20 protein-coding genes and 1 tRNA gene are annotated in these 22,409 nt (G+C 63.9%); 14 read left to right on the forward strand and 7 right to left on the reverse strand.

The window, feature by feature from the left end:
• Positions 1–94: 94 nt before the first annotated feature.
• Positions 95–184, reverse strand: a tRNA-Ser gene (locus ACIQUG_RS20115).
• Positions 185–566: 382 nt separating this feature from the next.
• On the opposite strand from ACIQUG_RS20115, the gene ACIQUG_RS20120 reads away from it, so the two are divergent.
• From ACIQUG_RS20120 to ACIQUG_RS20130, 3 genes are all read left to right on the forward strand, one after another.
• On the forward strand, positions 567–884 hold the full coding sequence (locus ACIQUG_RS20120) for a membrane protein (RefSeq protein ID WP_043626572.1): 318 nt from the start codon (positions 567–569) through the stop codon (positions 882–884).
• A gap of 39 nt (positions 885–923) precedes the next feature.
• Positions 924–1,577 (forward strand): peptide-methionine (S)-S-oxide reductase MsrA, encoded by a 654-nt coding sequence (msrA, locus tag ACIQUG_RS20125; protein ID WP_402323669.1) that lies wholly within the window; start codon positions 924–926, stop codon positions 1,575–1,577.
• A 304-nt stretch (positions 1,578–1,881) separates the two neighbouring features.
• Complete coding sequence (locus tag ACIQUG_RS20130) at positions 1,882–2,874, forward strand: BMP family protein (protein WP_034804831.1); 993 nt, start codon at positions 1,882–1,884, stop codon at positions 2,872–2,874.
• Between the two features lie 80 nt (positions 2,875–2,954).
• On the opposite strand, the gene ACIQUG_RS20135 is transcribed toward ACIQUG_RS20130, so the two are convergent.
• On the reverse strand, positions 2,955–3,164 hold the full coding sequence (locus ACIQUG_RS20135; protein ID WP_043626575.1) for a SlyX family protein: 210 nt from the start codon (positions 3,162–3,164) through the stop codon (positions 2,955–2,957).
• A 76-nt stretch (positions 3,165–3,240) separates the two neighbouring features.
• Positions 3,241–3,972: a sulfate transporter family protein gene (locus ACIQUG_RS20140; protein WP_402323670.1), complete on the reverse strand. Its 732-nt coding sequence runs from the start codon at positions 3,970–3,972 to the stop codon at positions 3,241–3,243.
• A gap of 194 nt (positions 3,973–4,166) precedes the next feature.
• Here ACIQUG_RS20140 and ACIQUG_RS20145 point away from each other — a divergent pair, with 194 nt between their 5' ends.
• The 3 genes from ACIQUG_RS20145 to ACIQUG_RS20155 are packed head-to-tail and all read left to right on the forward strand — an operon-like array spanning position 4,167 to position 7,167.
• The gene (locus ACIQUG_RS20145) at positions 4,167–5,528 is read left to right on the forward strand and encodes an amidase (RefSeq protein ID WP_402323671.1); all 1,362 of its coding nucleotides are present in this window, start codon (positions 4,167–4,169) and stop codon (positions 5,526–5,528) included.
• The gene (locus ACIQUG_RS20150; protein WP_402323672.1) at positions 5,525–6,436 is read left to right on the forward strand and encodes an ROK family protein; all 912 of its coding nucleotides are present in this window, start codon (positions 5,525–5,527) and stop codon (positions 6,434–6,436) included. The genes ACIQUG_RS20145 and ACIQUG_RS20150 overlap by 4 nt, the downstream gene beginning before the upstream one ends.
• On the forward strand, positions 6,433–7,167 hold the full coding sequence (locus ACIQUG_RS20155) for a copper homeostasis protein CutC (protein ID WP_402323673.1): 735 nt from the start codon (positions 6,433–6,435) through the stop codon (positions 7,165–7,167). The genes ACIQUG_RS20150 and ACIQUG_RS20155 overlap by 4 nt, the downstream gene beginning before the upstream one ends.
• Positions 7,168–7,251: 84 nt before the next feature.
• Here ACIQUG_RS20155 and nagA read toward each other — a convergent pair whose 3' ends face one another.
• Genes nagA through ACIQUG_RS20175 form a run of 4 tightly spaced genes read right to left on the reverse strand, consistent with a single transcriptional unit; the run spans position 7,252 to position 11,109 of the window.
• On the reverse strand, positions 7,252–8,412 hold the full coding sequence (gene nagA / locus ACIQUG_RS20160) for an N-acetylglucosamine-6-phosphate deacetylase (protein ID WP_402323674.1): 1,161 nt from the start codon (positions 8,410–8,412) through the stop codon (positions 7,252–7,254).
• Entirely contained in the window at positions 8,409–9,431 is a 1,023-nt protein-coding gene (locus tag ACIQUG_RS20165) for an SIS domain-containing protein (RefSeq protein ID WP_402323675.1), read from the reverse strand. Before ACIQUG_RS20165 ends, nagA begins: the two co-directional genes overlap by 4 nt.
• Positions 9,432–9,463: 32 nt before the next feature.
• Positions 9,464–10,228, reverse strand: coding sequence for a GntR family transcriptional regulator (locus ACIQUG_RS20170; protein ID WP_043626596.1), 765 nt, complete (start codon positions 10,226–10,228; stop codon positions 9,464–9,466).
• Positions 10,225–11,109 carry an N-acetylglucosamine kinase gene (locus ACIQUG_RS20175; RefSeq protein WP_192448214.1) on the reverse strand — a complete coding sequence of 295 codons (885 nt, stop codon included), beginning with the start codon at positions 11,107–11,109 and terminating at the stop codon, positions 10,225–10,227. The genes ACIQUG_RS20170 and ACIQUG_RS20175 overlap by 4 nt, the downstream gene beginning before the upstream one ends.
• Before the next feature lie 199 nt (positions 11,110–11,308).
• On the opposite strand from ACIQUG_RS20175, the gene ACIQUG_RS20180 reads away from it, so the two are divergent.
• The 8 genes from ACIQUG_RS20180 (at position 11,309) to ACIQUG_RS20215 (ending at position 22,372) form a co-directional block, all read left to right on the forward strand.
• Complete coding sequence (locus ACIQUG_RS20180; protein ID WP_402323676.1) at positions 11,309–12,205, forward strand: N-acetylmuramic acid 6-phosphate etherase; 897 nt, start codon at positions 11,309–11,311, stop codon at positions 12,203–12,205.
• A 55-nt stretch (positions 12,206–12,260) separates the two neighbouring features.
• On the forward strand, positions 12,261–13,520 hold the full coding sequence (locus tag ACIQUG_RS20185; RefSeq protein ID WP_402323677.1) for an ABC transporter substrate-binding protein: 1,260 nt from the start codon (positions 12,261–12,263) through the stop codon (positions 13,518–13,520).
• Between the two features lie 343 nt (positions 13,521–13,863).
• On the forward strand, positions 13,864–14,814 hold the full coding sequence (locus ACIQUG_RS20190) for a carbohydrate ABC transporter permease (protein ID WP_402323678.1): 951 nt from the start codon (positions 13,864–13,866) through the stop codon (positions 14,812–14,814).
• Between the two features lie 11 nt (positions 14,815–14,825).
• On the forward strand, positions 14,826–15,665 hold the full coding sequence (locus ACIQUG_RS20195) for a carbohydrate ABC transporter permease (RefSeq protein WP_043626614.1): 840 nt from the start codon (positions 14,826–14,828) through the stop codon (positions 15,663–15,665).
• Entirely contained in the window at positions 15,662–16,726 is a 1,065-nt protein-coding gene (locus ACIQUG_RS20200; RefSeq protein WP_205237395.1) for a Gfo/Idh/MocA family protein, read from the forward strand. Before ACIQUG_RS20195 ends, ACIQUG_RS20200 begins: the two co-directional genes overlap by 4 nt.
• Before the next feature lie 13 nt (positions 16,727–16,739).
• Complete coding sequence (locus ACIQUG_RS20205; protein ID WP_402323679.1) at positions 16,740–17,741, forward strand: ABC transporter ATP-binding protein; 1,002 nt, start codon at positions 16,740–16,742, stop codon at positions 17,739–17,741.
• A 256-nt stretch (positions 17,742–17,997) separates the two neighbouring features.
• A complete protein-coding gene (locus tag ACIQUG_RS20210) occupies positions 17,998–19,221 on the forward strand; it encodes an efflux RND transporter periplasmic adaptor subunit (protein WP_402323680.1) in 1,224 nt (407 codons plus the stop codon).
• Between the two features lie 10 nt (positions 19,222–19,231).
• A complete protein-coding gene (locus ACIQUG_RS20215) occupies positions 19,232–22,372 on the forward strand; it encodes a multidrug efflux RND transporter permease subunit (protein WP_402323681.1) in 3,141 nt (1,046 codons plus the stop codon).
• Positions 22,373–22,409: the final 37 nt, after the last annotated feature.

A 22,409-nucleotide genomic window follows, 5' to 3' on the forward strand; every position in this document is an offset into this window, starting at 1 on the left:
ATGCGGTCAAGGCGCCGCGGATCGATACCTGCCAGCAGACAGGAATGGGTAGCGCTGTGAACGCATTGGCATGGGAAGCAGAACGAGGAGGAAATGGCGGACAGAGAGGGATTCGAACCCTCGATACGCTTTCACGTATACACGCGTTCCAGGCGTGCGCCTTCAACCACTCGGCCACCTGTCCATCCGTCAGCAGCCGACGGTCAATCCGGCTGGATGGGAAGGGCGGGGCCCTTCGGCGTCAGCCAGCTTAGAACCGGCGGACGCGCGTCTATATACCGATGATTTGCCCGGGATCAACTGCTTTCTGACAGATTATTGACATCTTGTGACGCGAGCGGGTTTCCGGTTCCCATTGTGCGCTCCGGGCAAGGGGCTTATCTCTTGCGTCAGGGCGTGTCCGATGCGTCCGGCCGGTCTCGGCCACATCCTCCGGCCTGCAGGTTGCCGCATATTTTCATTGCCGGGCCTTGTCCGAGGCACGGGCGATCGGAGAAGATGCGGCGGGGCGACGCGCCGAGCCGATGACTGGGCGCCAGCCAGCGAATTGAAGGGAATGCCGTGCGATGCGATTTCTATTGAGGCTGGCGAGCGCCATCGTGTTGTTTGCCGCCGTGCTTGCCGGTGCCGTCGACGCGATCCAGTCGGTCGCCGCATCGGAACTGGTGATGACGTCGCTCGGCGACGACCTGGAGGCGCTTGGCGCCGACACGGCAAGCTGGGTCCAGTTTGCCCAACGTTCCGATACCGCACCGACGATCTGGCACGGGATGCTGCATTGGCTGCTGCAGCAGCCGGCCTTCGCGGTGCTGGCGCTGATCGCCCTGATCCTGTGGATGGCCGGATACAAGAAGCGGCCGGCGGCTGGACGGTTCGCCGCCTGACACGGCGCGGGCCACCTTCGCATCGAAAGGAGTATGCTGATGTTCCTGATCGACATGTTCAACAAGAAGACGATCATGCCGGACGCGCAGACGGCACTGCCGGGCCGTGACGCCGCGGTCCCCACGGCCGAGACGCATTTCGTTTCCGGCCGGCCGTTGAAAGGCCCCTACCCCGACGGCACCAAGCGCATCCTTCTGGGCATGGGCTGTTTCTGGGGCGCCGAACGATTGCTGTGGAACATCCCCGGCGTCTACGTGACGGCGGTCGGCTACGCCGGCGGGCTGACGCCGAACCCGACCTATCAGGAAACGACGACCGGGCTTACCGGCCATGCCGAAGTGGTCCTGGTCGTCTATGATCCGGAAAAGGTGAAGCTCGCGAGCCTGCTCAGGACCTTCTTCGAGGAACACGACCCGACGCAGGGCATGCGCCAGGGCAACGACATCGGCACCACCTACCGCTCGGCGATCTATGCCTATGACGACGAGCAGCTGGCCGAAGCCAAGGCCGCGCGCACCACGTTCCAGACCGCGCTGAAGCACGCCAACCACGGCGGCAGGGTTACGACCGAGATCGGCATGGCGGGCGCGTTCTATTTCGCCGAGGACTACCACCAGCAATATCTGGCCAAGAACCCCAGCGGCTATTGCGGCCTGCGCGGCACCGGCGTCAGCTGCCCGATCGGGCACTAGACGCATACCCCTCGGGTGGTATTCCGCGTGCGGTCGCGATACCCACAACCCTGAGGCCGCGCCGGGCCGGTCGGGACACCTCGCCAGGATCTCAAAAACGCAACAGAACCGGTGCCTTACGGGTGCCGGTATCCGTAGCTTCAATTTTTACCATCTGAAAAATTTTGAGTGTTTTTTTGCCGTGACCGTGCAAGGATGCGCCACCCTAGCCCCAAGGAGAAGGGGGTGGGTTCCGCAGACAGGCTTCCGTCAGGGAGCCGGCGGGAGGACCCAATAAGATCAATAGCGACAACAGGGCTGCACGATGAAAAAAACAATTCTCGGTCTCTTTGCCTTTTCGATGATGTCCGCGACGGCCTTGGCCGCCGACATCAAGCCGGCGATCATCTACGATCTCGGCGGCAAGTTCGACAAATCCTTCAACGAGGCTGCCTTTAACGGCGCCGAGAAGTTCAAGACGGAATCGGGTGTCGAATACCGCGAGTTCGAAATCGCCAACGACGCCCAGCGCGAACAGGCGCTGCGCCGCTTCGCCAGCGACGGCAACAGCCCGATCGTCATGGCCGGCTTCAACTGGGCGGCTTCGCTCGAAAAGATCGCCCCGGAATATCCGGACATCAAGTTCGCGATCATCGACATGGTCGTCGAGAAGCCGAACGTCAAGTCGGTCGTCTTCAAGGAACAGGAAGGCTCCTACCTCGTCGGCGTTCTCGCCGGTCTCGCTTCCAAGTCGAAGACCGTCAGCTTCGTCGGCGGCATGGATGTTCCGCTGATCCACAAGTTCGCCTGTGGCTACGTTGGCGGCGCCAAGTCGACCGGCGCTGACGTCAAGGTTCTGGAAGCCTACACCGGCACGACGCCGGACGCCTGGAACGACCCGGTCAAGGGCGGCGAAATCGCCAAGTCCCAGATCGACCAGGGCTCGGATGTCGTCTACCACGCAGCCGGCGGCACCGGCGTCGGCGTTCTGCAGGCAGCTGCGGACGCGGGCAAGCTCGGCATCGGCGTCGATTCGAACCAGAACGCCCTGCAGCCGGGCAAGGTCCTGACCTCGATGCTGAAGCGCGTCGACGTTGCCGTCTACGAAGCCTTCACGGCGGCCAAGAACGACAAGTTCGAGTTCGGCATTTCCAACCTCGGCCTCAAGGAAGACGGCGTCGGCTATGCCCTCGACGACAACAACAAGGCGCTGATCACGCCTGAGATGCTCGACGCGGTGGAAAAGGTGAAGGCCGAAATCATTGCCGGCAAGGTCCAGGTCCACGACTACATGAGCGACGAGTCCTGCCCCTACTAAGAGCAGCGCTTGCGTCATGAAAAAGGCCGCCGGTTCATTGGACCGGCGGCCTTTTGTTTGTCCTGTCGCTGTCGTGGCGATCAGTAATGCGGCGGCTTCGTGATTGCCGGCGCGTCGAGCGACTGCTCTTCGAGCGTCAGGAACCTTTCGGTCAGCCGGTCGAGCTTGGCGCGGGTCTGCTCGACCACCTTCCACTGCTCGGCAAGCTGATCGGAAAGCTCCTCGATAGTCTTGGCCTGGTGGGCCACGGTCTCCTCGAGGCGGGTGATCCGTTCGTCCGTGTTGCTCATTCCTGCAAACTCCATGGGCGCGCGGCGCCGTTTGCCGGCAGATTGGCCACCGCCGGCCTTATGTCAAGCGAGAGCCTTATGCCTTCGCCGCGACACGCAGCGAGAACCCGGGATCTTTCGCCGAGAGCCGCTTGTGCAGGTGCACCATCAGGCCGGCGGCAAAGAGCGGCGTCAAAAGGTTGACGAAGGGTACCGCCAGGAAGCCGGCGAGCAGCAGCCCGGCGAGAAAGACGGTCGAGCGATGCTTTTCCCGGAAGAGCCGCGCCTCCGCCGGCGCGCGATAACGCATCGCCGCAAACTCGAAGAATTCGCGGCCGAGCAGATAGCCGTTGACCAGGAAGAAGGCGACGAGATTGACGCCCGGAACGAGCAGCAGCACGAGCGCCAGGAGGTTGCCGAGGATGACGACGCCCAGGAACTTGAGCGAGCCGGCAATCGCCTCGCCGAGCGGCAGCGGCCGGCCCTGGGGTTCGTTCGGATAGTCACGCTTCTCGATGACATCGGCGACGTCGTCGAGGAAGAAGCCGGCAATGAGCGCGGTGACGGGGGCAAGAAGCAAGGCGAGCACAAGGGCCAGGCCAAGGCTTGCGAAGATGCCGAGCACGAAGGTCAGCCAGCCGGCCCAGACGGGCGTGCCCGGCATCAGCGTGTCGATCCAGGGCAAGGCCAGCCAGACGAACACCTCGCGCACCGCAAACCACAGGGCGACAAGCGCAAGGATCGTCAGCCCCAGCACCTTCCAGAAGACCGATCGGGTCTCGGGTGCAAACAGGTTGGCAAGCGACAGCCGCGCCGCGTCCAGGATCATCATCGCTCTCCAGCATGAGCCAAGGTTCGATGGTGCATGTAGGCAGAGGCACTACCGGCGACAAGATCGTTCCGGCAGGCATCCGTCTTTATGCAAGATTCATGCACCTCATCTAAGGGAAGCATGGAAAACGCCGGGAGCGGCGATATTGTAGACATATGGGATGCCGGCAGCAGCGCTCCGCGGAGGATGACATGACAGAACAAAAGACACTCGCCAGCCTTTCCGTGCTGGTGCAGAGCGGCAAGCTGGATCCGGTGGAACTCGCCAAGGAAACCTATGCGGCGATCGACGCCCACGGCGACTACGCCATCTTTGTCGAACTGACGCCGGAGCGCGCGACGCGGGATGCGGAGGCTGCCTCCAAGCGCCTGAGGGCGGGGCGGTCGCTCGGCCTGCTCGACGGCCTGCCGGTCGCCTGGAAGGATCTGTTCGACACCGCCGGCAGCGTCACGACCGCCGGCTCGGCGGTGCTGCGCACGAACGCGCCGGCGACGCGCGACGCGCCCGTCGTCGCCGCCGTTTCCGCCGCCGGCATGGTCAGTGTCGGCCGCACCAATCTCAGCGAATTCGCCTTCTCCGGCCTTGGCATCAACCCGCACTACGGCACGCCGCGCAATCCCGCCGCCACCGACGTCGAGCGCATACCCGGCGGCTCGTCGTCGGGCTCGGCGGTCGCGGTTGCGGCCGGGCTGGTGCCGGCGGCCGTCGGTACCGACACCGGCGGATCCGTCCGCATTCCCGCAGCCTTCACCGGCATCGTCGGTTACAAGGCGACCCGTGGCCGTTACGCGATGAAGGGCATCTTTCCGCTGGCGGAAAGCCTGGATTCGCTCGGGCCCCTTTGCCGCACGGTGCAGGATGCCGTCTGGGTCGATGCCGCCATGCACGGGTTGACGGCGCCGACCGTGCGCCGCGCAGATCTTACGGGCGTCGCGCTGGTGATCCCGGAAACGGTGGTCTTCGACGATGCGGAACCGGAGGTCGTCGAAGCCTTCGAGGACGCGATCAAGCGGCTCGAAAAGGCGGGAGTTGCCGTCAGCCGCCGCGCTTTCCCGTCCTTCTCGGCGGTGTTCGGGTTGATGGCCCGTCATGGCGCCCTGGTAACGGCCGAGGCCTATGCCCTGCACCGCGAGCGCCTCGCCGGCCCTGAAGCAAACGCGATCGATCCGCGCGTCGTCGCCCGCACACGGCTCGGCGAGAAGATCACCATGCCCGACTACATCGCTCTCCTCGACGCGCGCGACCAGTTGATCCACGAGACGGTCGAAAGCCTGAGGCCGAACGAACTCATCGCCCACCCGACATTGCCGCATGTCGCCCCGCCGGTCGCGCCGCTTCTCGAAGACGACGAATTGTTCTTCAAGATCAACGGCAAGACGCTGCGCAACACCTCGATCGGCAACTTCCTGGATTTCTGCGGCATCTCCATTCCTTGCGGGCTCGGAGCGGCGGAAATGCCGGTTGGCTTCCAGCTTGCGGCCCCACATCATCAGGACGACAGGCTGCTTTCGGTGGCGCTTTCGGCCGAGGCGATCATCCGGGGTGAGGCATGATCGTCTGTTTCGATATCGGCGGCTCGGCAATCAAGGGCGCGATCGTGCATTCGCGCGACCGGATCTTTCCGTTGCCGCGCCGAACCACGCCGCTTACCAATTTCCGCCAGTTCGTGCAGGCGCTCGAATCGGTCCTCGACGAAGCGGGCGGACACCCGGCATGCGTGGCGATCTCGATCACCGGCGTCATCGATCCCGAGACGCAGCGCATCAAATGCGCCAACATCCCCTGCATCGACGGTCGCGAACTGGTCGCCGAGCTGGAAGCGGCGCTGCATCTTCCGGTGAAGATCGCCAATGACGCCGACTGCTTTGCGCTGGCTGAGGCCGGCGCGGGTGCCGGGCGCGGCCACCGCATCGTTTTCGGCGCCATCCTCGGCACCGGCGTCGGCGGCGGCCTGGTCATCGATGGCCGGCTGATCAATGCCGATGGCGGCTTTGCTGGCGAATGGGGCCATGGCCCGGCGATCGCGTCGGAAGCGGGCGATCCGCCCATCGCCATTCCCGCCTATTCCTGCGGCTGCGGCCAGAAGCGCTGCGTCGATACCGTCGGCGGCGCCCGCGGGCTGGAACGCCTGCACCAGACCGCCCATGGCAAGACGCTTTCGAGCCACGAGATCATCGAAGCCTGGAAGACTGGCGACCTCGAAGCCAAGCGCACGGTTGGCCTTCTCATCGACCTCGTCAGCTCGCCGCTGGCGCTGGTCATCAACATCACCGGCGCGACGATCGTGCCCGTCGGTGGCGGCCTTTCCAATGCAGAGGAGCTGCTTGCCGAGATCGACAGGGCGGTGCGTAGCCGGATTCTGAGACAATTCGACCGGCCATTGGTCGTGCGCGGCGAATGCCGGATCGAGCCCGGCCTGATCGGCGCGGCGCTGCTCGGGCTTTCAGGAGACAAGGTATGAGCGACATCAAACTCGAAGTCTGCGTCGACGACGCGGACGGACTTTACGCGGCCATCGAAGGCGGTGCCGATCGGATCGAGCTTTGCGCCGCCCTTTCCGTCGGTGGCCTCACGCCCAATCCCGGCCTGATGGCGCTGGCTGGCCCGCCGCCCGTGCCCGTCTACGCGATGATCCGGCCGCGGCCGGGCGATTTCATCTTCTCAACCGCCGACCTCGACGTGATGCGTCGCGATATCGACGCGGCGCGAGACGCCGGTCTGGCCGGTGTCGTGCTCGGCGCATCGCTGGCCGATGGCCGGCTCGACGCGTCGATGCTCATCAAGCTCACCGGTCATGCGGCCGGGCTCGGCATGACGCTGCACCGGGCGTTCGATCTCGTGCCTGATTTTGCCGAGGCGATGGAAACGGCGGTGGAACTCGGCTTCGAGCGCATCCTGACCTCGGGCGGCGCGAAGAGTGCGCCGCAGGCGATCGACCGCCTCGCGGAAATCATCGAGCGTGCGGCCGGGCGATTGTCGATCATGCCCGGTTCGGGCGTGACGCTGGACACGGTTGACGCCCTCCTCTGCAAGCTTGCTGTCGGGGAGGTTCACTCCTCCTGCTCCGTTCGTGAGCCGGCTCAGGATCCGCGACTGGTGGAGATGGGCTTCGTCTCCGCCGACCGGCGTCGCACCGATGCGGATACGGTGCGGGCGATGAAGGCGAAGCTTGCGGCCCATAGCCCGCGCTAACAAAAAAGCCCAAAGAAGAAGACCCGGAGAGCGAAGCGCTTTCCGGGTCTTTCTGTCAGGTCTTTGTTGTCCGTGACATCGCAATCAGGCTGCGTAAACCTGCGTGCCGCCGATCCAGGTGGAACCCATGCCGAGTTCCGGCGTGAGCAGCACGAAATCGGCGTCCGCTCCGGGCTTCAACCGGCCCTTGTGGGTGGCGAGACCCATGGCGTCGGCCGGATAGGCGGAGGCCATGCGCAGCGCTTCCTCGACCGGCAGGCCGAGCTTTTCGTGCACGAAACGAACCGAGGACAGCATGTCGATGTCGGCACCGGCGAGCGTGCCGTCGGCAAGCGTCAGGCGGCCGCCCTCGCGCAGGATTTCGCGACCGTTGAGCTGGAAGCTCTTCATGTCGGTGCCGATCGGCGACATCGCGTCGGTGACCAGGAAGATCTGGCCCGGCCCCACCTTGGCGCGCAGCGCCACGCCCATCGACGCCGGCTCGACGTGATAGCCGTCGGCGATCATGCCCGCATGCAGCGTGCCGGTGGCAAGCGCTGCACCGACCACGCCCGGCTCACGATGGCCGAGGCCGCTCATGGCGTTGAAGAGATGGGTTACCGTGCGTGCGCCCGCCTTGGCATAGGCGACCGCGGTTTCATAGCCGACATCCGTATGGCCGAGGCTGACGACGGCGCCGGCGTCAGTAAGCGCCCGCACCTGTTCCTTCGTGGCGTTTTCCGGCGCCACGGTCACCATCAGCACGCCGAGCGCCCTGGCGCAATCGAGCATTTCGGCGAGATCGGCGTCGTCCATCGGGCGGATCAGTTTCGGATCGTGCGCCCCTTTGCGCGCGACCGAAAGATGCGGGCCTTCGAGATGCAGCCCGAGGAAACCGGGCACGCCGGCAGCCTTGGCCTCAAGGCCGGCCTTGATGGTGGCGCTTCTAATTTCGCGCGTATCGGTGATCAGTGTCGGCAGAAGTGCCGTCGTGCCGAACTTGGCATGGGCCGAGCAGATCTGCCGGATGCCTTCGACCGTCGGCTCCTCGTTCAGAAGCGCACCACCGCCGCCGTTGACCTGCAGGTCGATGAACCCCGGCGCCAAAAGCATGCCGTGGGCATCGATCCGCTCGGCGTCGGCGGGAACGTCGGCTGACGCTACGATCGCCTTGACCCGGCCGGCCTCGATCACGAGGGCGCAGCCGTCGTGCCATTCGACGCCGTCGAACAGGCGGGCGCCGGTGATTGCCTTCCTCTCGCTCATCTCGTCTCCGTTACCTTCTTGAGGCTTGCCGGCGCATCGGGGTTGAGACCGCGCGAACGCGACCAAGCCTCGACGAAACCGTAGAACGGCAGGATCAGCGTCAGCGCGTCGGTGATCGGGTGACCGGTCTCGACGAAGGGCAGACGCTTGGCCTTGGCGGCGAGGTTCGAGGTAGCATGAACCACTGCACCCTTTTCCGCCATACCGTCGGCAATGCCGGCAACCGACGTCTCGGCCGCATCACGGGCGGCAAGTGTCAGCACCGGGAACTTGGCGCCGACGAGCGCCACCGGCCCGTGCAGCACTTCCGCCGCGGAATAGGCTTCCGCATGCATGCCGGAGGTTTCCTTGAACTTCAGCGCCGCTTCGCTGGCGATCGCGAGCGCCGGGCCGCGGCCGAGCACATAGAGCGATTCGGCTTCGCCGAGATCGTCGGCAAAGCCCTGCCAGTCGAGCTTGACGGCCTTGGCAAACTGGTTCGGCAGGTCGGCGACCGCGCGCTGAAGCGCCGCATCACCGGTCCATTCGCCAAGCACCGCAAGGCCGGCGACGATCGAGTTGACGTAGGACTTGGTGGCAGCGACGGCGATTTCCGGACCGGCCAGGATGTCGAGCGGGTTGGTGCAAGCCTCGGAAATCGGCGAGGGCAGCGTGTTGGTAAGCGCGATCGAGACCGCGCCGGCATCGGTTGCAGCCTTCGCCATGGCGACGATGTCCGGGCTCTTGCCCGACTGCGAAATCGCGATCGCAGCGGCGCCGCCGAGCTTCAGCTTGGCACCGTAGATCGAGGCGAGCGACGGGCCGAGCGAGGCGACGGGCACGCCAGCCTGCAGCTCGATCGCATATTTGAGGAACAGCGCCGCATGGTCGGAGGAGCCGCGGGCGATGGTGACGAGGAAGGCCGGATCCTTGGCGCGGAGTGCCGCACCGGCAGCCTTGAGCTGGTCGGCGGAGCGTTCCAGCAGACGCTGGGCGGCTTCGGGGATCTCGTCGATTTCTCGGCGCATATTGGTCTGCATGATCAATTCCCTTTCTTGGCGGAGCCGTCGCTTTAGGATTCCGACAGCGTCAGTTCCGCGACAAAGTCATAGGCATCGCCCCGATAGAGCGAGCGGGTGAATTCGACGACGCGTCCCGATGCGAGATAGGAAACACGTTCGATGGAAAGGCCGGCCGAACCGACGGCGACGCCGAGCATCGAGGCATCCGGATCCTTGATGTTGCAGGCGGAGATGCGCTGCACGGCGCGCACCGGTCGCGAGCGCGTCTTGTCGAGCGCAGTATAGAGCGACGAGGTGACGGTCTGCGGGTCGGGCAGGAACTCCGCCGAAATGCTGGCACGCTCGATCGCAAGCGGCATGTCGTCGGCGATGCGCAGGCGCCCGAGGCGGGCGACCAGCGCGTCGGCCGGAAGGCCGAGCGCCATCATTTCATCCGGCGAGGGATGAAACAGGCCGCGCTCCAGCCAGCGGGCATGGGTGTTCAGGCCGCGGCGCGCCATGTCTTCGGTGAACGAGGTCAGCCGCGACAACGACTGCTGCACCTTGGAGACCGGCTTGACGACGAAGGTGCCGGAGCCGTGGCGGCGAACCAGCAGCCCGTCGCGCACGAGATCGTCCACCGCCTTGCGCACGGTGACGCGGCTGATATTGGCGTAGTCGGCAAGGTCGCGCTCCGGCGGCAGAGCGTCGCCGTGATTGAGCTTGCCCGACTGGATCGCGTCTTCGAGCGATTGCCTGAGCTTGAGATAGAGCGGCCCCGACCCTCCGGACTGCAGGCCCTCGAGCGGCAGAATGGAAGCGAGCTGGTGCGTCATGCGCCTGCCCTCGCCTGGGTACCGAAACGCTGGGCGGCAACGGCGACCGATCCGGTCAGCGCGTCGGCCTCCGCTTCGACGAGCAAGGCCTGATGCCGATCGGCAAGCCAGGGGCGATAGAGCGGCGCCAATCCACCGAGAAGGCACAATCTGTCGCAGCCCCTTGCGACGACGACATCAAGTGCCTCGTCCACTGTAAGCGCGGCGGCCTTCAGGATGCGCACGGCAACCGGATCACCGGATGCGGCGCCTTCGAACACGCGCGGCGCATAGCGGCCGAATTCGCCGGGCTTGGCGAGGCGGGCGAAATCGACGACGTCCCGCGCGTCGTTGTTGAATTCGGCAAGGACCGATGCCGTCACCGCCGAGGCTTCATGAATATTGTCGAAGGCAAGCAGGCTTTCCTGCAGAAGCGCATGGCCGATGCGGGCGCCGCTGCCATGGTCACCGATGGTGAAGCCCCAACCGCCGACATAGCTGACAGTTTCGCCCTGGCGCAGGATATAGATGCTGCCGGTACCAAGAATGGCGACCGCGCCGTCACGATTGCCGAGCGCGCCCTGCAGGGCGATCAAGCCATCGGATTCGATGTCGGCGGCGGCGAACGGAAGGCGGCGCTTCACATAATGCACGGCGTCGCCGACATTGTGCCCGGCGACACCGACGATCGCCTTGGCGGCGCTAATACCCTGGGGATCAAGGCCCGCCTCTACGAAGGCGGCGCGTGCGGCCTCACCGATATTGGCAAGCGCGGTTTCCGGATCCGTCAGGATATTGGCGGCGCCGGATTTGCCGCGCCCGAGAATGCGCCCGTCCGCCGTTGCCACGGCAGCCCGGCAGCTCGTTCCGCCGCCATCGATTCCGATCAGGTAATTTGTCATGAGCACCTCCGCCCATTGAGGATACCAAAAAAATACCAATATCCAAGCCTGAATCCACTCGCGGTTTCGATTTCATTGCAATACGTTTGAAATCTAAGGGCTAATTTAGCTGTTTAGTTTTTTCAGACGCCAAAACTTAAATTCTGCTGGACAATTGGTATTTTTTTGGCATTAATTTGACCAAGAGGAGACACAACCCATGCCGTCAGCCAAGACCGAAGAGCGCCACGACAACGCCAAAGGCCTGGATCTTATGCATCCGGCGCTGGCGCTCCGGCTGCTCGCGTCCGGCCAGCAGGCGGCCGCCAAGGCCGTCGACGCGGCGATCGAATCGATCTCGGCTGCCGCATCGATCGCGGCCGAATCCCTCGCATCCGGCCGGCGTCTCGCCTATGCCGGCGCCGGTAGCTCAGGCCTGATGGCCATGGCCGACGCGCTCGAACTGCCCGGCACCTACGGCATTGCCCAGGACCAGATCGTCGTTCTGCTTGCCGGCGGCACCGCCAGCCTCAGCGACCTTGCGGGCGGCTATGAAGACGACATGGACCTTGCCCGTGAAGACGTGCGCAAGGCCGGCATCGGCGCGGGCGACTGCCTCGTTTCCGTTTCAGCCAGCGGCTCCACCCCTTACGCGCTTGCTGCGGCCGACGAGGCCCGCAAGCTCGGCGCCAAGGTGATCGGGGTCGCGAACAATCCGGGTGCGGCGCTGTTCAAGGACGCCGACGTTTCGATCCTTCTGCAGACGCCGCCGGAAGTGGTTTCCGGCTCGACCCGCATGGGCGCCGGCACCGCGCAGAAGATCGCCTTCAACATGTTCTCGACGCTGGTCGGCATTCAGCTCGGCCACGTGCTCGACGGCCACATGGTCAACCTGCGCGCCGACAACATCAAGCTGCACGGCCGCGCAATCCGCATCGTTACCGACATTACCGACATCAGCGCTGCCGAGGCCGGCCGGCTGATCAACATGGCCTCCGGCTCGGTCAAGGTCGCGATCCTGCTCGCCTCTGGCGCGAAGGACGTTGCGGTCGCGGAGGCGGCACTGAAAGAGACCAGGCAGAATCTGCGCCAGGCGATCGACATCTTCTCGGCCTGAGTAATTCCGGGATCCAAACCGCGCCGGAGGGCGCTTATAAAGAGGGAGAAACTGCATGATCCGTACGACAATCAAAGGCCTGCTGCTCGCTTCGAGCATTCTCGGCACGGCCGGGCTGGCGCACGCCGAGGATGTGACGCTGACCATCGAAAGCTGGCGCAACGACGACCTGGCGATCTGGCAGGAAAAACTGATCCCGGCGTTCGAAGCCAAGCACCCGGGCATCAAGGTCAAGTTCGCGCCGACCGCGCCGACCGAATACAACGCCGCGCTCAACGCCAAGCTCGATGCCGGCTCCGCAGGCGATCTCATCACCTGCCGTCCGTTCGACGCCTCGCTCGAGCTTTACAACAAGAAGCACCTCGCCGACCTGACGGGTCTGGCCGGCATGGAGAACTTCTCGCCGGTCGCCAAGTCCGCCTGGACCACCGACGACGGCAAGGCCACGTTCTGCGTGCCGATGGCTTCGGTCATCCACGGCTTCATCTACAACAAGGACGCCTTCGACCAGCTCGGCATCCAGATCCCGACGACGGAAGCGGAATTCTTCGCCGCCCTCGACAAGATCAAGGCCGACGGCAACTACATCCCGATGGCGATGGGCACCAAGGACCTCTGGGAAGCCGCGACCATGGGCTACCAGAACATCGGCCCGACCTACTGGAAGGGTGAAGAAGGCCGCGCCAAGCTGATCAAGGGCGAAGAGAAGCTGACCGACGACGCATGGGTCGAGCCCTATCGCGTTCTTGCCAAGTGGAAGGATTATCTCGGCGACGGCTTCGAAGCCCAGACCTATCCGGACAGCCAGAACCTCTTCACGCTCGGCCGCGCTGCCATCTACCCGGCCGGCTCGTGGGAAATCGGCCTGTTCAACACCCAGGCCCAGTTCAAGATGGGCGCCTTCCCGCCGCCGGTTAAGAACGCCGGTGACGCCTGCTACATCTCCGACCACAACGACATCGGTGTCGGCCTGAACGCCAAGAGCGCGCATGCCGAAGAAGCCAAGAAGCTGCTGACCTGGATCTCCTCGCCGGAATTCGCTGAAATCTACGCCAACGCGCTGCCGGGCTTCTTCAGCCTGAACTCGCAGCCGGTGAAGATGGCCGATCCGCTGGCGCAGGAATTCGTTTCCTGGCGCGAAAAGTGCAAGCCGACGATCCGCTCGACCTACCAGATCCTGTCGCGCGGCACGCCGAACCTGGAAAACGAGACCTGGGTCGAATCGGCCAACGTGATCAACGGCACGGATACGCCTGAGGTTGCCGCCGAGAAGCTGCAGAAGGGCCTCGACGGCTGGTACAAGCCGGCGAAGTAAGACGTAAGCGCAACAGGTTCCCTCCCCTTGACGGGGGAGGGTCGGCCCTACAGCGCCGCACGTCCTGGACGTGCATAGAGCACCTTAAGCCGGATGGATTTAAGGATGCCGTGGGGACCGGGCGGGGCGACATGCCGAATGACGGCACTCCCCCAGCCGAAGCGTCACCGGCCTCCCCCAGTGGGAGGCCACCGACGCAGTCGTTTGCAAAAGAACGCGATAGACTTAACCTTCGTCATGAGCCCTCGATAAAGGGGCAGACGGCATGCGGCGCGACCGGCCGCGTGGCGCCAGTGCGCATCATGATTGCCTGGGGACCGGTCTTCTAGAAACGGATGGATCCATGAGTGACGCTCTTTCAGTGCAAGACGGACAGCCGACCGCAAGGCGGCCGAAACGCTGGCACATCCTCGTCTTCCTGCTGCCGGCCTTCCTGGTCTATTCGGCGGTGATGATCCTGCCGTTGATCGAGACGCTCAGGCTTTCGCTGTTCAACACGGTCGACGGCCAGCCGACCTTTGTCGGCCTTGCGAATTTCCAGACGCTGTTCGGCGACGAACGCTGGGCGCACGATTTCTGGAACGCGCTGAAGAATAACGTCATCTTCTTCATCATCCATATGTGCGTGCAGAACCCGATCGGCGTCGCGCTCGCTGCCATGCTGTCGATCCCGAAGCTGCGCTTCGTGACCTTCTACCGCACGGCGATCTTCCTGCCGACGCTGCTCTCCTTCGTGATCGTCGGCTTCATCTGGAAGCTGATCCTGTCGCCGATCTGGGGCGTTGCGCCCGGCATGCTCGATCTCGTCGGCCTGAAGTCGCTGTTTGCCCCCTGGCTCGGCAAGCCCGGTTCGGCGCTCGTCACCGTGTCGCTGATCTCGGTCTGGCAATATGTCGGCATCCCGATGATGCTGATCTACGCCGCCCTGCTCAACATTCCGGATGAGGTGATCGAGGCTGCCGAATGCGACGGCGTCACCGGCTGGAGCCAGTTCTGGAAGATCAAGCTGCCGCTGATCCTGCCGGCGATCGGCATCATCTCGATCCTGACCTTCGTCGGCAACTTCAACGCCTTCGACCTGGTCTACACGGTGCAGGGCGCGCTTGCCGGCCCGGACGGCTCGACCGACATTCTCGGCACGCTGCTCTACCGCACCTTCTTCGGTTTCCAGCTGCAGCTCGGCGACCGCTCGATGGGCGCGACGATCGCCACGGTGATGTTCCTCATCATCCTCGCCGGCGTCTCGCTCTACCTCTTCGTCATTCAGCGCCGCATGCGCCGCTACCAGTTCTGAGGAGACCGGAGATGTCGAAAGCACGCGATTCATTTCTCCGCACCGGCTTCGTGCATGCAGCGCTCATCGCCTACACGCTCATCTCGCTGTTCCCGGTGTTCCTGACGATCATCAACTCGTTCAAGGATCGCAACGCGATCTTCCGGGCGCCGCTGACGATCCCGACGCCGCAGACCTTCAGCCTGATCGGCTATGAAACGGTCCTCGGCCAGGGCGACTTCGCCACCTATTTCCAGAACAGCTTCATCGTCACGATCGTCTCGATCGCGCTGGTGCTGCTCTTCGGGGCGATGGCCGCCTTCGCGCTGTCGGAATACCGCTTCCGCGGCAACACGCTGATGGGGCTTTATCTCGCGATCGGCATCATGATCCCGATCCGCCTCGGCACCGTCGCCATTCTGCAGGGCATGGTCGCTGCCAACCTCGTCAACACGCTGACGGCGCTGATCCTCGTCTATACGGCCCAAGGCCTGCCGCTCGCGATCTTCATTCTCTCGGAGTTCATGCGCACGGTCTCCGATGACCTGAAGAATGCCGGACGCATCGACGGGCTGTCGGAATACTCGATCTTCTTCCGCCTGGTTCTGCCGCTCGTCCGGCCGGCCATGGCAACGGTCGCGGTCTTCACCATGATCCCGATCTGGAACGACCTCTGGTTCCCGCTGATCCTCGCACCGGCGGAAGCGACCAAGACGGTGACGCTCGGCTCGCAGATCTTCATCGGCCAGTTCGTCACCAACTGGAACGCGGTTCTGGCGGCGCTGTCGCTCGCCATCCTTCCGGTTCTCGTCCTCTACGTCATCTTCTCGCGGCAACTGATCCGCGGCATCACGGCAGGAGCAGTCAAGTGAGTGCAAGCAGCAAACCGGTCCGGGTCCTCGTCGCGGGGCTCGGCAACATGGGGCGCAGCCACGCGCTCGCCTATCACAACAATCCCGGCTTCGAGATCGTTGGCCTCGTCAACCGCTCGAAGGTACCGTTGCCGGAGGAACTGAGCGGCTACACGATCCATCCGGACTTCAAGGCGGCTTTGGCCGAACTGAAGCCCGAACTCTGCTCGATCTGCACCTATTCGGACAGCCATGCCGACTTTGCGGTCATGGCGTTCGAGGCCGGCGCCGACGTCTTCGTCGAAAAGCCGCTCGCGACCACCGTCGCCGACGCCGAGCGCGTCGTCGCGGCGGCGAAGAAACACGGCCGCAAGCTGGTGATCGGCTACATCCTGCGCCATCACCCCTCGTGGATCCGGCTGATCGCCGAAGCGCGCAAGCTCGGCGGCCCCTATGTCTTCCGCATGAACCTGAATCAGCAGTCGAGCGGACCGACCTGGGAAACGCACAAGTCGCTGATGAAGACGACGTCGCCGATCGTCGACTGCGGCGTGCACTATGTCGACGTCATGTGCCAGATCACCGACGCCAAGCCGGTGGAAGTGCGCGGCATGGGGCTTCGCCTCTCCGACGAGATCGCGCCCGACATGTACAATTACGGCCACCTGCAGGTGATCTTCGAGGATGGCTCGGCCGGCTGGTACGAAGCCGGCTGGGGGCCGATGATCTCGGAAACCGCCTTCTTCGTGAAGGACGTGATGTCGCCGAAGGGATCGGTGTCGATCGTCATGGACCAGAACGCCAAGTCCGACGACATCGACATGCACACCAAGACCGCGGTGATCCGGCTGCACAATGCCGAAACCGGTCCCGATGGCCGATTCCTCAAAGCCGACGAGGACCTGAAGATGGACGGCGAGCCCGGCCACCAGGAACTCTGCGACCGCGAACAGGCCTATGTGCTGAAGGCCATTCGCGAAAACATCGACCTCGACCGTCACATGAACGACGCCGTGCAGTCGCTCCGCATCTGCCTTGCAGCAGACGAAAGCGTGCGCACCGGCAGACCAGTCAAACTTTAAAGGGGGCAACCAGGTGGGATCGCTTCAACTCAAATCCATCCGCAAGGCCTACGGTAGCCATGAGGTGCTGAAGGGCATCGACCTCGAGGTGAAGGACGGCGAATTCGTCATCTTCGTCGGCCCGTCCGGCTGCGGCAAGTCGACCTTGCTGCGCACCATCGCCGGTCTCGAGGACGCGACCTCCGGCAGCGTACAGATCGACGGCACGGAAGTCGGCCATGTGGCGCCCGCCAAGCGCGGCATCGCCATGGTGTTCCAGTCTTACGCGCTTTATCCGCACCTGTCGGTGAAGGACAATATGGGCCTTGGCCTGAAGCAGGCCGGCGCGCCGAAGGCCGAGATCGAGGACAAGGTCGGCAAGGCAGCGAGCATGCTGTCGCTCGATCCCTACCTCGCCCGTCGCCCGGCCGAGCTTTCCGGCGGCCAGCGCCAGCGCGTGGCGATCGGCCGCGCGATCGTGCGCGAACCGAAGCTCTTCCTGTTCGACGAGCCGCTTTCGAACCTCGACGCAGCCTTGCGCGTCAACACCCGGCTCGAGATTGCCCGGCTGCATCGCAGCCTGAAGGCAACGATGATCTACGTGACCCACGACCAGGTGGAGGCGATGACGCTCGCCGACAAGATCGTCGTCTTGAACGCCGGTCAGATCGAGCAGATCGGTTCGCCGATGGACCTCTACAACAGGCCTGCCAACGTCTTCGTCGCTGGCTTCATCGGCTCGCCGCAGATGAACTTCATCGAGGGCGCCCGGCTCGGCGATGTCAAAGCCAAGACGATCGGCATCCGCCCGGAGCACATGGCGCTTTCGCGCGAGAGCGGCGACTGGAAGGGCAAGGTGGTGCATGTCGAGCACCTCGGCGCCGACACCATCGTCTACATCGACAGCGAGCAGGTCGGCACCATCACCGTCCGCCTCTTCGGCGAACATCGCTACGCGCCTGACGACATCGTCTATGCGACGCCGACGGTCGGCGCCATGCACCGTTTCGGCGACGACGACCGCGTTCTCGCCTGATCCGCTTTGAGGCCGAGGCCTCATCACAGCTACGTGAAAAGCAACCGCCATGGGCTTAAACCCCTGTGGCGGTTGATTTATTTTTTGATTGTCCGTGCTGAACGACTCTGTTGCACCGCAAAGCAATTTAACATACATTTGTGTTTGTATATTAGCTTTCCGGTATTTTCCCCAAGCGATACCGGTTCTGCTCCCCTTCACTTCCGGACCGTACGGGCACCTTGCGAGATGCACCTGTCGCCTGCGGTCACCGAATATGGACATCGCTATGCGCATGAACCGACCGACACTGGCCGCCGCCTTGGCAACTGTGATTCTTCTTTCCGGCTGCCAGAAAGAGGAAGCACAACAGGGCGCCGCCGCATTCCCACCGTCCGCCGTCGCGGTCTTCACGACCAAGGCCGAAACCCTGCCGATCACCAACGAGTTGCCGGGCCGCATCGCCGCGACCCGCGTCGCCGAGGTCCGTCCGCGCGTTTCCGGCATTGTCGTCGAACGCGTCTTCCAGCAGGGCTCCAAGGTCAATGAGGGCGATGTGCTTTACCGCATCGATCCTGCGCCCTTCCGCGTTCAGGTCGAAAAGGCAGAGGCAACGCTTCGGCGCGCCCAATCCATTCGCCAGCAAGCCCAGCAGAAGGCCGATCGCCAGGAACAGCTGAGGAAGGCGAACGTCGTCGCCGCGCAGCAATTGGAAGATGCGGCTGCGCTGCTTGCGACCGCCGACGCCGATGTCGCGATCGCCGAAGCCGGCCTCGCGGCGGCCAAGCTCGACCTGCAATATGCCGACGTGACCGCACCGATCAGCGGCCGCATCGGCCGTGCGCTGATCACCGAAGGCGCGCTTGTCAGCACCAACAGCTCGGAAAACCTCGCGACGATCCAGCAGCTCGACCCGCTCTACGCCGACTTTACCCAGTCGGCGACCGACCTCATCCGCCTGCGCAAGGCGCTCGAGGACGGCAAGATGATGAACGGCGACGGCGAGGAAGCCGAAGTCCAGCTCGTGCTCGACGACGGCACGGCCTACGAGCACAAGGGCAAGCTCCTGTTCTCGGAAGCCGCCGTCGATGCGACGACCGGCCAGGTAACCCTGCGCGGTGAGTTCCCGAACCCCGACAACGACCTGCTTCCCGGCATGTATGTTCGCGTGCTCGTGCAGCAGGGCGTCGAGAAGGACGCGATCACCGTTCCGCAGCAGGCCGTCCAGCGCAACAACGCCGGCCAGTCGCAGGTCTATATCGTCGGCGCCGACAACAAGGTCGAGTTCCGCAACGTGACCCTCGGCCGCACGATCGGCACCCGCTGGCAGGTGACCTCCGGTCTCAAGGCCGGCGAGAAGGTCATCGTCGAGGGCTTCCAGAAGATCGGCCCCGGTGCCCCCGTCGAACCGACGGACTGGAACCCGGACGCCAAGCCGACTGCCGAAGCAGCGCAGACGACGGCCTCTGCCGACGAAAAGCCCGCTGAAGCCACAAAGTGAGTGCTGATTAATGCCCAGTTTTTTCATCGACAGGCCTATTTTTGCCTGGGTGGTGGCGATCTTCATCATGCTCGCCGGCATCATCGCGATACCGCTTCTGCCGGTATCGCAATATCCTGATGTCGCACCGCCGCAGATCTCCATCAACACGAGCTATCCCGGGGCGTCGTCCCAGGACACCTACCAGAGCGTCACTCGGCTGATCGAAAATGAGCTGAACGGCGTCGAAGGCCTGCTCTATTTCGAGTCGACCTCCAGCGCCTCCGGCTCGGTCGAAATCAGCGCCACCTTTGCACCGGGCACCGACCCGGGACAGGCGGCCGTCGACATTCAGAACCGCGTTCGCCGCGTCGAACCGCGCCTGCCCGATTCGGTCAAGCGCCAGGGCGTGCAGGTCGATGAAGCCGGCTCCGGCTTCCTGATGATCGTCGCGCTCACCTCGACCGACGGTCAGATGGATGCCATCGCTCTCGGCGACTATCTCAGCCGCAACGTTCTGAACGAAGTCCAGCGCGTGCCCGGCGTCGGCCGTGCGCAGCTGTTTGCCACCGAACGCTCGATGCGCATCTGGCTCGATCCGGACAAGATGCTCGGCCTCAACCTGACGGCCGGCGACGTGACCAATGCGATCCAGGCCCAGAACGCCCAGATCGCATCCGGCTCGATCGGCGCCCAGCCGAACCCGATCACACAGCAGATCAGTGCCCCCGTCGTCGTCAAGGGCCAGCTGTCGAGCGCCGAGGAATTCGGAGCGATCGTGCTTCGCGCCAATCCGGACGGTTCCTCCGTTCGGCTGCGCGATGTCGCCCGCGTCGAAATCGGCGGCGAGAGCTATGCGTTCTCGACCCGCCTGAACGGCAAGCCGTCTGCGGCTATCGCCGTGCAGCTGTCGCCGAGCGGCAATGCCATGTCGACATCGGCCGCGATCAAGGAGCGCATGGACGAACTGTCGAAGTTCTTCCCGCAGGGTCTCGAATATTCGGTTCCCTACGACACTTCGCCGTTCGTTGCCGTTTCGATCGAGAAGGTGCTTAAGACGCTGCTCGAAGCCGTCGCGCTCGTCTTCGTCGTGATGTTCCTGTTCCTACAGAACATCCGCTACACCATCATCCCGACGCTTGTCGTTCCGGTCGCCCTGCTCGGCACCTGCGCGGTGATGCTGGCGATGGGCTTCTCGATCAACGTTCTGACCATGTTCGGCATGGTGCTGGCGATCGGTATTCTCGTCGACGATGCGATCATCGTCGTCGAAAACGTCGAACGCATCATGTCCGAAGAGGGACTGACGCCGAAGGACGCGACCCGCAAGGCGATGAAGCAGATCACCGGCGCCGTCATCGGTATCACGCTGGTTCTGGCTTCGGTGTTCATTCCGATGGCCTTCTTCCCGGGTGCCGTCGGCGTGATCTATCGCCAGTTCTCGCTGACGATGGTCGTGTCGATCCTGTTCTCGGCGCTGCTTGCCCTGTCGCTGACGCCAGCCTTGTGCGCCAGCTTCCTCAAGCAGGTTCCCAAAGGCCACCACCACGCCAAGCGCGGCTTCTTCGGCTGGTTCAACCGCTCGTTCGACAAGACCTCGCATGGCTATAGCGGCATCGTGAAGCGCCTGGTCCACCGGACCGGCCGTTACATGATCGTCTATGTCGCCGTGCTTGCCGGCCTCGGCTGGCTGTTCATGAAGCTGCCGTCGTCGTTCCTTCCGGACGAAGACCAAGGCTTCGTGATCGTCATGATGCAGCTTCCCTCCGAGGCGACGGGCAACCGTACGACCGAGGTGGTGGAGCAGGCCGAGAACATCTTCAGCAAGGAGCCGGCTGTCGAACGCATCATCGCGATCAACGGCTTCTCCTTCTTCGGCACAGGACAGAACGCAGCGCTCGCCTTCGTGACGCTGAAGGACTGGAGCGAACGCGACGCCGACAATGCTGCCCAGTCGATTGCCATGCGGGCAACGATGGCGATGAGCCAGATCAAGGATGCGATCAGCTTCGCGCTGTCGCCGCCGGCGATCCAGGGCCTCGGCACCACAGGCGGCTTCTCCTTCCGTCTGCAGGATCGCGGCGGTCTCGGCGAAGCGGCTCTGTCCCAGGCCCGCGACCAGCTTCTCGGCCTTGCGGCTGAGAGCAAGATCGTCACCGGCGTTCGTTTCGAAGGCATGCCCGATGCGGCGCAGGTCAGCGTGACCATCGACCGCGAGAAGGCCAACACCTTCGGGGTTACCTTCGCCGATATCAACTCGACGATCTCGACCAACCTTGGCTCGTCCTATGTCAACGACTTCCCGAATGCCGGCCGCATGCAGCGCGTGACGGTGCAGGCGGACGAGGGTCAGCGCATGCAGACGACTGATCTGCTGAACCTCAACGTACGCAATGCCAATGGTGGCATGGTGCCGCTCTCGGCCTTTGCGACCGTCGAGTGGGTCAAGGCATCGACCCAGACGATCGGCTACAACGGCTACCCGTCGGTGCGTATCAGCGGCGAAGCAGCCCATGGCTACTCGTCGGGTGACGCGATCGCCGAGATGCAAAGGCTTGCGGGCGAGCTCCCGGCAGGCTTCGGCTACGAGTGGACCGGCCAGTCCCTGCAGGAAATCCAGTCCGGTACCCAGGCGCCGCTCCTGATCGCGCTGTCGTGCCTTCTGGTCTTCCTGTGCCTTGCCGCCCTCTATGAGAGCTGGTCGATCCCGGTCGCGGTGATCATGGTCGTTCCGCTCGGCGTCATCGGCTCGGTTCTCGCCGTGATGATGCGCGACATGCCGAACGACGTGTACTTCAAGGTCGGTCTGATCGCGATCATCGGCCTCTCGGCCAAGAACGCGATCCTGATCATCGAGTTTGCCAAGGAACTGCGCGAGCAGGGCAAGTCGCTGATCGACGCGACGCTGGAGGCGGCACACTTGCGCTTCCGGCCGATCCTGATGACGTCGCTGGCCTTCACGCTCGGCGTTCTGCCGCTCGCGATCGCCACGGGTGCCAGCTCCGGCAGCCAGCGCGCCATCGGCACGGGCGTCATGGGCGGGATGATCTCGGCAACGGTGCTCGCCATCTTCTTCGTTCCTGTCTTCTTCGTGTTCGTCACGAAGCTCTTCAGCCGAAAGAAGGTGGAAAACACACCGACAGCCGCAGAAAACCCCACACCCGCCGAGTAAAACAAGATTGGACGGCCCGCCTCTGGCGGGCCGTCGC

The sequence above is a fragment of the Ensifer sp. NPDC090286 genome (assembly GCF_044769565.1).
GTDB lineage: Bacteria > Pseudomonadota > Alphaproteobacteria > Rhizobiales > Rhizobiaceae > Ensifer.